The sequence below is a fragment of the Hymenobacter citatus genome (genome assembly GCF_014333615.1).
Classification (GTDB): domain Bacteria; phylum Bacteroidota; class Bacteroidia; order Cytophagales; family Hymenobacteraceae; genus Hymenobacter; species Hymenobacter citatus.
Map to the genome: position 1 here is coordinate 382,721 of NZ_JACSCY010000003.1, position 13,081 is coordinate 395,801.

Genomic DNA, 13,081 nt, shown 5'->3' on the forward strand with positions numbered 1-13,081 from the left:
GCCTACCCTTTTGCACAACAAAAAAGCCGGGAGTTTCCCGGCTTTTTTGTTTGTATTTGCATTGATAATCAGCTCACTATATTCTAAGTAGCATCTACGCCTCTATTGCTTCTGGCTTGGCCTTCTGCGTCTTCTTCGCCGCTTCCGAGGCCACCACCGTCACCACCACATACTTGGAGGTAGGCGTGTTGCTGACCTTGGCCACACTGGCCACAGGCACTAGCGGGTTGGCCTCGGGGAAGTAAGCCGACACGTTGCCGCGCGGAATATCGTACGGAATGGCCAGGAACTTCTCCACCGTACGGGTGTCGCCCTCGTAGTGGCTGGTGATGTCGATGAGCTGCTTGGCTTCCAGACCGCGGTCGGCCATGTCCTGCTTGTTCATGAACAACACGCGCCGCTCGCCGTGGATGCCGCGGTACCGGTCGTTGTAGTCGTAGATGGTAGTGTTGAACTGGTCGTGGCTGCGCACGGTCATTAGCACCAGCTGGTCGGGCTCCAGGTGGTATTTCTCCAGCTCCGTTTTGGTGAAGTTGGCCTTGCCGTTTTCGGTCGTGAACTTCCGGTCGCGGGGGCCGTTGGGCAGGTAGAACCCGCCGGGGCGACGCAGCTTCTCGTTGAAGTTCTCGAAGCCCGGAATCACGCGGCTGATGTGGTCACGAATGACGTCGTAGTTTTCCGTCATGGCTACCCAGTCGTCGATGTTGGTCTTGTCGCCGAAGGTGGCAATGGCAACACCGCACAAGATGGCTACTTCGCTCATCATCTGGCCCGCCAGCGGCACCAGAATGCCCTTGTTCTGGCTCACCACGCCCATCGAGTTTTCGCAGGAAGTCATCTGGTGTCCCGACTTCTGCATGTCGATATCGACGTGCGCGAAGGTAGGGAGCAGCAGGCTGGTTTCGCCGGTGGTGAGGTGGCCACGGTTGAGCTTGGTAGCCACAAATACCGTGAGGCGCTGCTTACGCATGCCTTCGGCAATAACCTCCGTGTCGGGGCCAGCGGCGAGTAGGTTGCCGCCCAGACTGAAGAACACTTTGGTTTTGCCATGATACATGGCCTTGATGCTGTCTACGGTGTCGAGGCCGTGCTCGTAGGGCGGCTGGAAGTTGAACTCCTTCGCCAGCGAATCCTGAAACTGCTTGGTAGGCTGTTCCCACACGCCCATGGTCCGGTCGCCCTGCACGTTGGAGTGGCCGCGCACCGGGCAGGTGCCCGCGCCGGGCTTGCCCACAGCGCCCTTCATCAAGAGCAGGTTTACCAGCTCCTGAATGGTTTGCACGCCCTGGCGCTGCTGCGTGAGGCCCATGGCCCAGCAAGCAATAATCTTCTTCTTGTTGGCCAGCAGGTTGGCGGCTTCCAGCAACTGCTCGCGTGAGCAGCCGCTCAGCTCCTCAATATCCTCCCAACTGGTATTCTTGATGTTTTCCACCACGGCGTCGTAGCCTTCGGTGTACTTGGCAATGAAGTCGTGGTCGATTACCTGACCGGGATTCAGTTCCTCGGCGGCCAACAAATGCTTCATCAGCCCCCGAATGAGAGCCATGTCGCCATCCACGCGCACTTGCAGAAACACGTCGGTGATGGGCGTGCCGTTGCTGAGCAGGGTGCCTAGTGCCAGCAGCGGATTCATGAAATCCTGCGGGTTTTTGAAGTGGTTGAGGCCGGCTTCCAGCAGCGGGTTCACGCTGATGATCTTGGCTCCGTTGCGCTTAGCCTCCTGCAACGCCGACAGCATACGCGGGTGGTTGGTACCGGGGTTCTGCCCGATAATCATAATCACCTCCGCCTCATGAATGTCATTCAGCGTGACGGAGCCTTTGCCTAGCCCAAGGGTAGTAGACAAAGCCGCGCCACTGCTCTCGTGGCACATGTTGGAGCAGTCGGGCAGGTTGTTGGTGCCCAGCATTTTGGCAAATAGCTGAAACAGGAAGGCCGGCTCGTTCGGAATCTTACCCGAGGTATAGAAAATAGCCTCGTCCGGCGATTCCAGCGCGTTCAGCTCCTGGGCAATAATGTTGAACACCTCGGGCCACTCAATGGGCTCGTAGTGTGTGCCGCCGGGGCGCTTTATCAAGGGGTGCGTGAGGCGGCCGGTGTTGTTCTGGTCGCGGTCGGTCATGCGCGAGAGCTCGGCCAGGCTGTGCTTGGCAAAGAACTCGGGGCCGGCGGCTTTGTCGTCGGCGTCGGAGGCAGTGGCTTTAGCGCCATTTTCGCAGAACTCCGCCACCGAGCGGTGGTGGTCCGGGTCGGGCCAGGCGCAGCTAGAGCAGTCGAAACCGTCTTTCTGGTTGAGACCGAGCAGCGCCTTGGTGCCACGCCCTACCCCGCCTTCGCTCCAGCTAAACTCCATGGATTTGATAACGGCCGTAACGCCCGCCGCTACCTTCGACGGTGCCTCCAGCTTCAGGCCCGTGAGGGCTTCTGGTGGCTGGGCCAGAATAGCATGCTTGAATTTAGCTCCGGCCACATCGGGGGCGGGGATGGGGGTCTGGTCCCGGTCGCCCTGGGGGTCGGGGCGGTAATTATCGGTTACAGGGGCTTCACCCTGATCGGGACGCTCGCCGCTTTTCGGGGCATTTTCGGCCTTTTGCTCCTCGCTTTTCCCTGCTTTGGCGGGGTTGGTTTTCGGTGATTCTTCCATTACAATCTTGGGTGGTTTAGATTCAGGTATGTAGGAGAAGCCGCCCGCGCGCTAATGCCGACAGCCCAAGTCCTTCTCTACTAATATACGCAACTCAGTAGCATCGGCTACGTGCAGGGTAGCAGAAAGACCAATTTCTTCAGACGCAACCCAATTGCGCGCTATTGTTTCGGGCACTAGCACCGTGAGGCGACCCGGCAAATAGGCCACGCGCAGGGTTTCGGCGGCAGCCGTAGAGTTGTCGGGGGCGCGTTGCAGGGCATAGGTAAGCGTGCCGTCGGGGCCGGGCGCTAGTGGCACGTGGGAGGCTATTTGTCCGGTTTCGCCGAAGGTTGCTACCTCCTCTGCCGAGAGACGAAGGCGCAGGGTGTTATCTTCAAAACGGAGCTTCATGGGTGGGAAGTGGTGAAGTGGTGAGGTTGTGAAATTGTGAGGTTGTGAAGTAGCGAAAACGTGTGTCATCCTGAGCGCAGCGAAGAACCTTCTCACGATAGAATGATAAACGCGAGAACAAGTCGTTGCAACGCTCGTCGTGCTGACGTGAGAAGGTCCTTCGCTGCGCTCAAGATGACACACGTTTTTCTATCCCCTAGTTCACCATCTCACCTCTAACCCGCCACGGGTGAGTGTAAATATTATACCGCTGCTGACGCACAAAGCCCAGCAGCGTCATACCGAAATTGTGCGCGGCCTGGACAGCCAGGCTGCTGGGGGCGCCCACGGCGGCCAGCACCGGAATGCCCGCCACGGCCGCTTTCTGCACCAGTTCAAACGAGGCCCGGCCGCTTACCAGCAGCACGGTATCATGCAGGGGCAATTGCTCATTGAGCAGCGCCGCGCCAATGGCTTTGTCTAAGGCGTTGTGGCGGCCTACGTCTTCTCGCAGCAGGCGCAACTCGCCAGTAGGCGAGAAAAGGGCCGCCGCGTGCAGGCCGCCCGTTTGCTCGAATACCTCCTGCGCCGCCCGTTGCCGCTCGGGCAGCTCGTGGATGATGCTGGCCTCTAGGTAGGGGCCGTCGGTGGGTAGCACGGGGCAGCTGCTGGCGTGCACCGCGTCGATGCTGGTTTTGCCGCACACGCCGCAGCTGCTGCTGGTGTAGAAGTGGCGCTCCAGACGCGGCAGATCTACGGGTACGGAAGTAGCCAGCTCGGCGCGCACCACGTTTTCGCGCTCTTCTTCCTTGGTCACATCGGGGCAATAGATTACGCCGTTCAGCTCCTGCCGGCTACGGATGATGCCCTCGGTGAGCAGAAAACCCGCGGCCAGCTCAAAGTCGTGACCGGGTGTGCGCATGGTAATGGCCAACGTGCGGTGCTCGCGGGCGGCCGTCGGCCCGTAGCCTACCCTGATTTCCAGGGGTTCTTCGGCGGCCAGCACGTCGGTGGCAGGGATGGCGCCGTGCCCGGCCGTCACCTTCTGCACAGTTACGTACTCGTAGCTGGTGGGGGGTAGGAAAGATTGCACAGGATGAAGGGTAGGAAATGATGGGTATAGTATCCTAACCTCTTTTGCCGGGTACAAGTTTGCCAGGACCTACTGATGGCTGCCGGTCCGACGCCGTAGGCGCTCAACCGGTCGTCGTTGCAGTCGGCCGTGCCGCCGGGGTAAGCACGGGCAGACGGCCGCGCCGGTTGGGCCGACATCAGCACGAAGCTTGTTCAACGACGACCGGTCGGACGCCTACGGCGTCGGACCGGCAGACGGGCAGGTGCCTTGCGCCGCTAGCTTGTCAGCAGCAGTTGCTCGTAACCGCCCATCACACCTTCCAGCGACAAGTGCTGCTCGGCGTAGCGGCGGGCGTTTTGGCTGTACTGGGTGGTATCCTGCGCTATAGCCGCGGCAATGCCTTCATTCAGGGCCTGTTGGTTTTCGGCTTCTACCAGAATGCCCATCTGGTGTTCCTGCACCAGCGCATACATGCCCGAGCCAGGGTTGGAGGTGATGACGGCCACGCCCCCTACTGCCAGCACGGTGGTCAGCTTAGAAGGCATCACCAGGTCGCCGGCATTGGCTTTCTGGATGATGAGGTGCACATCGGCAGCATTCAAAAACTGGTTGAACGTTTCGATGGGTTGCAGGGGTAGGAAAAACAGGTTGTGCAGTTTCATCTCCTCAGCTAGCGCTTGCAGCTTGGCTTTATAGGGCCCCGAGCCGCAGATAATGAACTTGAGCCGGGGCTGCGCCCGAAACTCGTGGGCTGCTTGCAGAATGGCTTCCAGACCTTGTTTTTCGCCAATAGCACCCGAGTAGAGCAGCAGCTGGTCGTCGGCCGCAAAGCCCAAGGCCTCGCGTAGGGGGGCCTTGTTGGGTAGAGGGTAGAAGCGGGTGGTGTCGGTCCAGTTGAGGAACAGGCGTACAGGTTTATCGGTCTTCTCCTGCACTTTGCGCACCATGCCTTCGCCTACGCTGGTAATCAGGTCGCACTGCCCGAAGATGTAGCGCTCTACCCCAAACAGCAGGTCAATCACCTTGGGCGACTTAATCATTTGCAGGTCACGGGCGGCTTCAATCTGCAAGTCCTGAATGTGGTAGGCCATTTTGCCCCCTCGAATCTTCTTGTAGAGCACGCCCAGTAACCCGAATTGGAAGGAGGGAACCACCGTCACCACGTAGTCAAACTTCTTCCCGAAAAGCAACTGCACCACCTTAGCGCCGGCAGTCAGCAGAAAGGAGAAGTCCAGCAGAATGCGCTTGAGGCCGGTAGGCTTGGCGGGCACATACATGGGGCAGCGGTGCACCGTGAGGCGGTTGCCTTTCTCGGTGGTTTCCTGCTCAGTTTTATACCAGAAGCGGTTTTTCACGTAGGGCTCCTGCACCTGCCAGTAGGGATAGTAGGGGTAGGCCGTTACCACGGAGCAGTCGTAGCCATTGTCCGCAAACCACGTCATCATCTCGCCGCTGTACTTGCCAATGCCAGTGGGTTCGGGTGCGTAGTTGTACCCTATCAGGAGGATTCTTTTCTTCATACAAGCAAGCCGGGTTGAAAAACGAGCTACGTAGCGTAGCCTTCGCTGCACAAATTTGGCTGGATTCTACGTGCTTCCTAATCAAGCGGTATTTTTTGATTGTGAGCAGCAGCCGTTTCCATAGCCTGCTGGGCAGCTTGCTCGTCGGCCACTGAGGGCTCCATGTACAAGGCTTGCAGATGGGGCGAGCTGGTGAGGCGCGCCAGGTAGTTCACGGCATCGGAGTAGTGCGTGCGCAGCTCTTGGTACTTCTGCCAGGCAGCTTCCTTGTCTGTCATCACCGGAATACCCTCGGCGGCCAGTTGCTCCAGGGCCGCCGTGTAGGCTGCCGGATCGGGGTCCATAATAGCATTGTCTTCCCGTCCCCAAAAGGTTATTCGCGTGTGAGAATGGTCGTGAAAGTAGCGCATAATTCGGTTGAGCGACAGGCACCCGGCCCGAAAGCAAAGCTGCGTGTAGCGGTTGTGAGGCTGGTCTACACCACTGAGAATGAGCGCAGCTGCGTCTAGAATAATATCCGCGGCCGTTACCCAGGAGCGCCCCGGCTGCGGCGACCGAAAAAACGTGAGCATGGGCAGCGACGTGTGACTGGCCTCCAGCTCCACAAACCAAACAGCCCACTGGTCCCATTCCTTTTGGTCGTCGTCGAGAGCATGGGAGCGGCCCAGCCAGCATACCAGGTCGATGGCCGAGCGGTTGTTGCCGGCGCGCAGCTCCAGCTGGCTCACCACGGCCTCACGCCGGACAAAGGCCTGATACATGGTCGGAATGTACGAAATCAACAGTGTGATAAGCAGCAGGCCCAGCGCCGCCTCGGAGTAGGAAAAGGCACTGACTACGAGCGAGCGGGACTCGTCGGTGCCCAGCGTGAGCAGGGAACTGCTGCTGAGTTTGTAGCACCGGGCCAGGCTGCCACTGCCCAGGGCCCAGTAGATGGCAGTGTACCCGGCCGCTACCAGCGCCAGGCATATCAGGGGAAGCATTACTAGCCCTACCGGTGCAAACAGCGCCATCACCCGGTCGCGCTGGGCGTAGGTTTTGCCAAGTACTGCCACCGTATCGAATAGGTAGCGCACCAGTGTCAGCGCCCACTTATTGATGCGTACCGCTTCGCTGCGGGGCAACACGAAGGAGCGCACGGCAGCCAATACCGTGGCCAATACTAGAAAGATTCCTCCTATAAAGATGGGCACTCGCCACCATATATCCGACATAGCCTGTTGCGCTGCTCCGTGAGTAAGATTTCTCTATACGGCGGCGCCCACATACTGGCGCTTTCTTCTTTCTATTGCTGCCATCGTCTCAGGTTTAGGCGGTTGGAGTAGTGCACACGCTTTGGTCTGTGTCCGGCGTTGAGAGCCTATACCCCTACCCTATGCTGCTTATCGACGACTTGCAGATGGAGCGCGACATTCTGCCGCTCTTCAATTTTACGCACCAAGAGCAGTCGGAGGATGCTTTGCGACGACTGTTCGACGAACGGCCACCCACGCCGGCCGCTGTAGCCGAGCGCCAAGCCATCCTTCAGGCCTTTCTTAGAAACTGGGCGGTGCTGGCCGATTTCTCCTACTCGGTGCTGTATTTCCGCGGAGCGCAGTCGTTTATGCACGAGGTGCAAAGCGGGCGCCTACAGCTGGCCAACGGGGCAAAGGCACGGCTGCAATTCTTTTTTTCGGAGGAGAAGCGCCACCAGATTCAGTCGCAGGTGGTGCAGCTGGTTATCTTTTTGGAACGGCTGCAAACGCACTACCTCACGCGCCTCAACCCGGCCGATTTTCCGTCAGCTTTCAGAGCTGAGCTCACCGCTGCCACTGCTTTTCTATCGGTGTTTAACTTAGGCGCACAGACCGCGGCAGTGCGGGAAAATGCCTTCACCACCTCCCACATCCTTCAGACGACCAACGCTGTGCAGAAACTAACAGCGGAAGAAACCGCGGCATTCTGGTCGTTTCTGTTTCGGTTTGAGGCGTATTGGTCGGTGGCGAAAGGTGTGGTGCAGCACCAATTGTGCTTTGCCCAATTCGACGCCCAGCAGTTTGTGATAGAAGACCTTTATCACCCGCTTGTGCCCCAGGCAGTGCGCAACTCCTTCCAGCTGCGGCCCGGCGAGAACGTACTCCTACTCACAGGCCCTAATATGGCCGGCAAGTCTACGTTTCTGAAAGCCCTGAGCTTGTGCGTGTATCTGGCGCACCTGGGCCTGGGCGTGCCGGCCACGGCGTGCACCCTACCCTAATTCGATACCATTGCAGTCAGCATCAACCTCAACGACAACCTGCGTAGCGGCTACAGCCACTTCATGACCGAGTTGCTGCACCTCAAAACCGTAGTGGAGCAGTCAGGGCAAGAGAAGCAGCGGTGTTTTGCGGTGTTCGACGAGTTGTTTCGCGGCACTAATCAGGACGATGCGCTGGACATCACCCAGGCAACCATTAGCGGCCTCACGCGCTTTCCAGGTTCTGTTTTCTTTGTCTCTACCCACCTGTTGGGACTCGAAGCGAAATTAGCGCCGCTGGGTGCGGCCGTGGGCGCCTACTGCATCGACTGTTCCATTGCCAACGGCCGACCGGTATTTTCCTATCGGCTCTGCCCGGGCTGGTCGCAGCTGAAGATCGGGCGGTTGCTCTTTGACGAGGTAGGATTGAACACGCTCCTGAAATAGCAAGCGATACTCATGGGCCGGTGTTTCACTTCTAATTTTCCACTCGCTATAAAAATCCTACCGTTCGCTGCAAAAAAGTAGCAACTCAGCAAAAAGGGCCGACTGTCCGGCCGTAGCGGCGTCATCCTTGTACTAGTCCATGCAGCAGAAAAAACAGTTTAACTCTCTGATTTACATAACTGCGCAATCTTCCTTTCAATTTGTTTTCACTCACATTTTAGGTAGTATACCATGGCTTACTCTACGAACACTCCTGCTGGTCAATCGGTACAAAGCATCCTCGACTCGCTACCCGGCCTGATGGCTGTAGCCGTGGTGGATATTCAGTCGGGCATGGCCCTGGCGTCGCACTCCAACACCCCCAACCTGAACCCCGAAACCGCGGCGGCTTACAACACGGAGGTAGTGAAGCAAAAGCAAAAGGCCATGACGGCCCTGAAGCTGTCGGGCGAAAAAATTGATGATATCCTCATCAGCCTCACCAATCAGCTGCACTTGCTCAACATCACGGAGGACGGTAAGAAGTTCATCTACTTGGTAGTAAACTCCCGCGACACCAACCTGGCCATTGCCCGCGACGTGTGCCGTCAGGCAGCCGAGGTGCTGAAGTAAGCACTGGGTTATATCATAACAACAGAGCCACTCCAAATTGGAGTGGCTCTGTTAGTTTTAAGGCTGTTGTAGAAGCTATTCAGGAAGTTACCAGAACGTCATGCTGAGCGCAGCCGAAGCATCTCGCTTGCTTCCGGTAATTACTACCTGGCGTCAGCACGCGAGATGCTTCGGCTGCGCTCAGCATGACATTCTTTTTTCGTACGCCTACCTTATCCCCCAATCGTCGACATCGATTCGAAGCTGAGCTGGTGTAGGGGGCGCTGGCTTTCGGCCTCGAAGCCGTTGGCGGCGCGGTAGCGGAAGGCGTTGGAGAGGGCCGCTACGATATCCCCATCGGAGGAGCCGCCGCGCAGCATGGCCCGGATGTCGAGCACACCCTGGTCGTAAAGGCAGGTTTTGAGGCCGCCCTCGGCCGTGAGGCGGATGCGGTTGCAGGTGCCGCAAAACGTGCGCGAGTAGGCCGCAATAATACCAATGCTACCCTGGTGCCCGGCCACGCTATACTCGCTGGCCGTGGCGCCCACAGGGGTAGGCAGCGGCGTGAATGCGCCGAAATGCTCCTCCAAGTGCTCCCGAATACGGCGGTGATTCCAAGGTAGGGTGGCCGCGTGGCTGCCGCCGTTGAAAGGCATTTCCTCGATGAAGCGCATTTCAACGGGCAGGTCGCGGGTCAGCTCGGCCAGCGGAATCAAGTCCTGAATGTTCTGCCCATCCATCACCACCGCGTTGATTTTCACCTTGATACCGGCCGCCAGCAGGGCGTAAAACGTGTCGAGCACCTGGGGTAGCTCGTCGCGGCGCGTGATTTGGTGGAAGCGGGCCCGGTCCAGTGTATCCAGGCTCAGGTTTACGGCGCGCACACCCAGGCGGGCCAGCTCCGGCACGTGGGGGGCGGTGAGTACGCCGTTGGTGGTCAGGCTGATGTCATTAATGCCGTGGATGTGCGTGAGCTGCTCGATGAAGCCCATCAGGCCTCGCCGCACAAATGGCTCGCCGCCCGTGAGGCGCACTTTACGCACACCCAAACCAGCCAATAGCGTCACCAGGCGCGTCATTTCCTCGTAGGTCAGCAGCTCCTGGCGGGGCACGTACTGGATGCCTTCTTCGGGCATGCAGTAGAAGCAGCGCAGGTTGCAGCGGTCCGTTACGGCCAGGCGCACGTACTCCAGCGGCCGGTTGTGCGAATCGTAGAGAACAGTAGGAGTAACGGACATGAACAAATGCGAAAACGCCTCGCCAATGCCGACGAGGACAACTATTGGAACAAAAAGCGGGTAGGCTTCTTTTGCAGGTACTACTTAAGCAACAAAACAGTTGCTTTGTTCATTCTTTCGCCCAATGAAATTAACCATCGCCCTTTTCGGCATCACCCGCGAGATTGTGGGCCGCCCTACCCTGGAGCTGACCACACCCGACGGCCATTCGGTGCAGAATCTACTGGCGGAGCTGCGCCAACAGTACCCCGCGCTGGGCAAGCTCAGCAGCCTGGCCGTGGCCGTCAACAACGACTACGCCACCGACGACACCGCTCTGCACGAGCGCGACGAAATAGCTCTGATTCCACCCGTAAGCGGTGGGTAAGCAATATCTTAGCTGTCTGTCATCCTGAGCTTGCGAAGGACCTTCTCACGTAAGAACGACAGACGTACCAACGACTCGTTCTACCGACATAAGGTCCTTCGCAAGCTCAGGATGACAATTTTTTCTGGACATACCCACACCCGAATGCACATCGACCTCACCGACCAACCCATTGACATCACTGTCGCCCTGCAACTGGCCGAGGACGACGGCGCCGGGGCGGTCAACTCGTTTATTGGCACGGTACGCAACCAGAGCACCGGCCGCCGCGTGGTGCGCCTCGACTACGAAGCCTACGACAGCATGGCCCTGCACCAGCTGCGCAAAGTAGCCGAGCAGGCTCAGGAAAAGTGGCCCATGCTGCGCCAGGTGGTCGTTATTCACCGCAAAGGCACCCTGCACATCGGCGACGTAGCCGTGATTGTAGCCGTGTCTACCCCCCACCGCGCCGAGTCGTTTGCGGCTTGTCAGTATATCATTGACACCTTGAAGCAGGTGGTACCCATCTGGAAGAAAGAGTTTTACGAAGATGGCACCACGTGGGTAGCGGCACACCCGTAGGTAGGGTGTGAGGGAAGGGGTAGGAGAGCAAGAAGATTGTCATCCTGAGCAGCGCGAAGGATCTTCTCACGTGTGAACGATAATCGTAGCAACGACTCGTTCTACCGTGAGAAGATCCTTCGCGCTGCTCAGGATGACACAAGAGAGGGAACGTTACCCAGCCGTTTCAATCAGCTGCACAGCTTTTTCCAGCACCTCGTCCCTCCCCTCTTTGATGCCTTGAATGGTAGGTTTCACCTCGATATCCGGCACAATGCCGATGCGCTGAGTTTCGCGGCCGTCGGGGTAGTACACGCCCAGGCCGGTAATCCAAGTGGAAACTCCACCGGGTAATACAATGGTAGACACATCGCCATCGGCGCCGGCCGTGGTGCTGCCGATAACGGTGGCATTAGGGGCGGTGCGCAGAGCCATAGTAGTAAATTCAGCCTGGCTCTGCGAGATTTCGTTGACAAGAATGACCACCTTTCCAGGGTAGAATTGGCCTATCCCTGACCGTACATATTCCGGTTGCTTGACAGGAAACTGCCCTGGATACGTAACATCCGGGCGACTGAGAAATGCAAATGATGTGGATTTACGGACCAAGTACTGCGACAAGGGCAACACTACAAACTCAGCTGGGTAATTACGAATATCGATAATGAGACCTTTGGTTTCCTTAGCAGCCCGCATCACTTCCGGCAGCTTACTTTTCTTTATGGTACCCAGCGCGAGGTAACCAATGTTGCCCGGCAGCAGGCGCCAGGGCGAGGCCTCTGCGTCCGGCGTGCCCCAATCCATTTTCAGGTTGAGCTTTGTACCCTCGTAGCGGGTGATAATCAGCGGAAACTCCTTGCCGTCGCGGCGCACAACTACAGGCACCTTTTCTGTATGCCCGCGCAGCAGCAGTTTAGCGATGTCGCGTAGCTGAGCGGGCTCGTTAGAAGCGGGGACAAGGGGCTGCCACTTTTTCACCAATTCCGGCACTGGGACGCCACCGATTTGCACTACCACGTCGCCCGGTTGCAGGCTCGATTCCTTTCCAAGGACAGCATTGTAGTAGTCGGTCACCACGGCCTGGTTTTCTATGAAGCGAAGACGTACGGGCGCATATAATTTACCCTCGTACTTATTTAACACCTCATCTTTGTAGATACCAGCATGGGAATCGTGAATGCGGGCAATGAGTGCCTGTAATGTGAGGCGGTACTGCTCGGCCGTGCTGCTACTGGTCAGCTTGGGAATGAACTCCGGCAGCACTTGTTGCCAATCTTCGCCGATGGCATACCGGTAGGGAAAGAAATAGTCAACCATGTTCCAGAAGCGGTAGAGCGCCAACAGGCGCAGCCCGGCGTCGGGGGTTTCGGCGCGGCCATATGGTGCTTCGTGCTGGAATACAGCGTTTTCTACTCTCGGAGCCGTGCTCACATAATAATGCGCGCCTTGGTTCCGGTTCTGGCGCAGATAAAGGAGTTGAGTGCTGAGTGCGTCGCTAAGCTGTTTTTTATCTGATAGCCAAGCCAGATCAGGTTGCAGGCGCACTTTGTCGGCGGGCAGCTCTTTGCACGTTTTGCACTTGGGCACCTCGCCGAATTTTGCTACCCAGCCGTGCAGCACCTCACTACGAGCGGGCTCGTTGGGCGCCGCCAGCACGGCGGGCAGCACCCGAAACAGCTCGGCGTCCATGTTGAAGTTGCCAGCCGCCACGGCGGGGTGGTAGTACTTCACAAAACCCCACACCCGCCCCAGCACTGCCAGGTTTTCTACCTGCTGCTGATTGAGCTTTTCGGGAAACACAATGCCGGAGCGTTGCTGAAAGGCGGTATCCTGAGCCGCCGGAGCAGTTTTTTGCGCTAGGGAAACGGTAGCGCAGCTCAGCTGGAATCCCAGCGCGAGGTAGAATAGCTTCATAGAAAGAAAAGAATAAACGTATGTGATATGAAGTCAGGAAGATAGCAGAAGCACTAGATATAGTGTGGCACTTACTCCGCCACCCGCATCAATAGGCCTAATCAGTAACCCATATAGTGTACTGACGGGGTGCCTCGTCCCCCGCCGAAAAAGGGAAG

Annotated in this window: 10 protein-coding genes and 1 pseudogene; 4 read left to right on the forward strand and 7 right to left on the reverse strand. The window is 57.9% G+C overall.

Going from position 1 to position 13,081, the window contains the following annotated elements:
- Positions 1 to 94 precede the first annotated feature (94 nt).
- The 5 genes from H8B15_RS05785 to H8B15_RS05805 all read right to left on the reverse strand — a co-directional run bounded on the left by H8B15_RS05785 (position 95) and on the right by H8B15_RS05805 (position 6,771).
- On the reverse strand, positions 95 to 2,644 hold the full coding sequence (locus H8B15_RS05785; protein WP_187318724.1) for an FdhF/YdeP family oxidoreductase: 2,550 nt from the start codon (positions 2,642 to 2,644) through the stop codon (positions 95 to 97).
- 51 nt (positions 2,645 to 2,695) lie between these two features.
- Positions 2,696 to 3,037, reverse strand: a complete 342-nt coding sequence (locus H8B15_RS05790) for a DUF7009 family protein (RefSeq protein ID WP_187318725.1) — start codon at positions 3,035 to 3,037, stop codon at positions 2,696 to 2,698.
- 196 nt (positions 3,038 to 3,233) lie between these two features.
- The gene (gene fdhD, locus H8B15_RS05795) at positions 3,234 to 4,109 is read right to left on the reverse strand and encodes a formate dehydrogenase accessory sulfurtransferase FdhD (RefSeq protein ID WP_187318726.1); all 876 of its coding nucleotides are present in this window, start codon (positions 4,107 to 4,109) and stop codon (positions 3,234 to 3,236) included.
- 257 nt (positions 4,110 to 4,366) lie between these two features.
- On the reverse strand, positions 4,367 to 5,611 hold the full coding sequence (locus H8B15_RS05800; RefSeq protein WP_187318727.1) for a WcaI family glycosyltransferase: 1,245 nt from the start codon (positions 5,609 to 5,611) through the stop codon (positions 4,367 to 4,369).
- A gap of 77 nt (positions 5,612 to 5,688) precedes the next feature.
- Positions 5,689 to 6,771, reverse strand: a complete 1,083-nt coding sequence (locus H8B15_RS05805; protein ID WP_187318728.1) for a hypothetical protein — start codon at positions 6,769 to 6,771, stop codon at positions 5,689 to 5,691.
- A 443-nt stretch (positions 6,772 to 7,214) separates the two neighbouring features.
- Between H8B15_RS05805 and H8B15_RS21175 the strand changes: the two are divergent.
- Both H8B15_RS21175 and H8B15_RS05820 read left to right on the forward strand, forming a co-directional pair.
- Positions 7,215 to 8,273: pseudogene (locus H8B15_RS21175) on the forward strand (MutS-related protein).
- A 231-nt stretch (positions 8,274 to 8,504) separates the two neighbouring features.
- Positions 8,505 to 8,885 carry a hypothetical protein gene (locus H8B15_RS05820; protein ID WP_187318730.1) on the forward strand — a complete coding sequence of 127 codons (381 nt, stop codon included), beginning with the start codon at positions 8,505 to 8,507 and terminating at the stop codon, positions 8,883 to 8,885.
- A 212-nt stretch (positions 8,886 to 9,097) separates the two neighbouring features.
- Here the strand turns inward: H8B15_RS05820 and moaA are convergent, their stop codons facing one another.
- On the reverse strand, positions 9,098 to 10,102 hold the full coding sequence (gene moaA, locus H8B15_RS05825; protein WP_187318731.1) for a GTP 3',8-cyclase MoaA: 1,005 nt from the start codon (positions 10,100 to 10,102) through the stop codon (positions 9,098 to 9,100).
- Between the two features lie 124 nt (positions 10,103 to 10,226).
- On the opposite strand from moaA, the gene H8B15_RS05830 reads away from it, so the two are divergent.
- Positions 10,227 to 10,469: a MoaD/ThiS family protein gene (locus H8B15_RS05830; protein WP_187318732.1), complete on the forward strand. Its 243-nt coding sequence runs from the start codon at positions 10,227 to 10,229 to the stop codon at positions 10,467 to 10,469.
- A gap of 144 nt (positions 10,470 to 10,613) precedes the next feature.
- The gene (locus tag H8B15_RS05835; protein WP_187318733.1) at positions 10,614 to 11,030 is read left to right on the forward strand and encodes a molybdenum cofactor biosynthesis protein MoaE; all 417 of its coding nucleotides are present in this window, start codon (positions 10,614 to 10,616) and stop codon (positions 11,028 to 11,030) included.
- A 153-nt stretch (positions 11,031 to 11,183) separates the two neighbouring features.
- Here the strand turns inward: H8B15_RS05835 and H8B15_RS05840 are convergent, their stop codons facing one another.
- Positions 11,184 to 12,923, reverse strand: coding sequence for a S41 family peptidase (locus tag H8B15_RS05840; RefSeq protein ID WP_187318734.1), 1,740 nt, complete (start codon positions 12,921 to 12,923; stop codon positions 11,184 to 11,186).
- Between the last annotated feature and the right edge of the window lie 158 nt (positions 12,924 to 13,081).

What these genes read in the sequence shown, in the direction of transcription:
- H8B15_RS05785 (WP_187318724.1), bottom strand. Translation starts at nt 2,644, where the DNA reads ATGGAAGAATCACCGAAAACCAACCCCGCCAAAGCAGGGAAAAGCGAG.
- H8B15_RS05830 (WP_187318732.1), top strand. Translation starts at nt 10,227, where the DNA reads ATGAAATTAACCATCGCCCTTTTCGGCATCACCCGCGAGATTGTGGGC.
- H8B15_RS05800 (WP_187318727.1), bottom strand. Translation starts at nt 5,611, where the DNA reads ATGAAGAAAAGAATCCTCCTGATAGGGTACAACTACGCACCCGAACCC.
- H8B15_RS05790 (WP_187318725.1), bottom strand. Translation starts at nt 3,037, where the DNA reads ATGAAGCTCCGTTTTGAAGATAACACCCTGCGCCTTCGTCTCTCGGCA.
- H8B15_RS05835 (WP_187318733.1), top strand. Translation starts at nt 10,614, where the DNA reads ATGCACATCGACCTCACCGACCAACCCATTGACATCACTGTCGCCCTG.
- H8B15_RS05840 (WP_187318734.1), bottom strand. Translation starts at nt 12,923, where the DNA reads ATGAAGCTATTCTACCTCGCGCTGGGATTCCAGCTGAGCTGCGCTACC.
- H8B15_RS05820 (WP_187318730.1), top strand. Translation starts at nt 8,505, where the DNA reads ATGGCTTACTCTACGAACACTCCTGCTGGTCAATCGGTACAAAGCATC.
- moaA (WP_187318731.1), bottom strand. Translation starts at nt 10,102, where the DNA reads ATGTCCGTTACTCCTACTGTTCTCTACGATTCGCACAACCGGCCGCTG.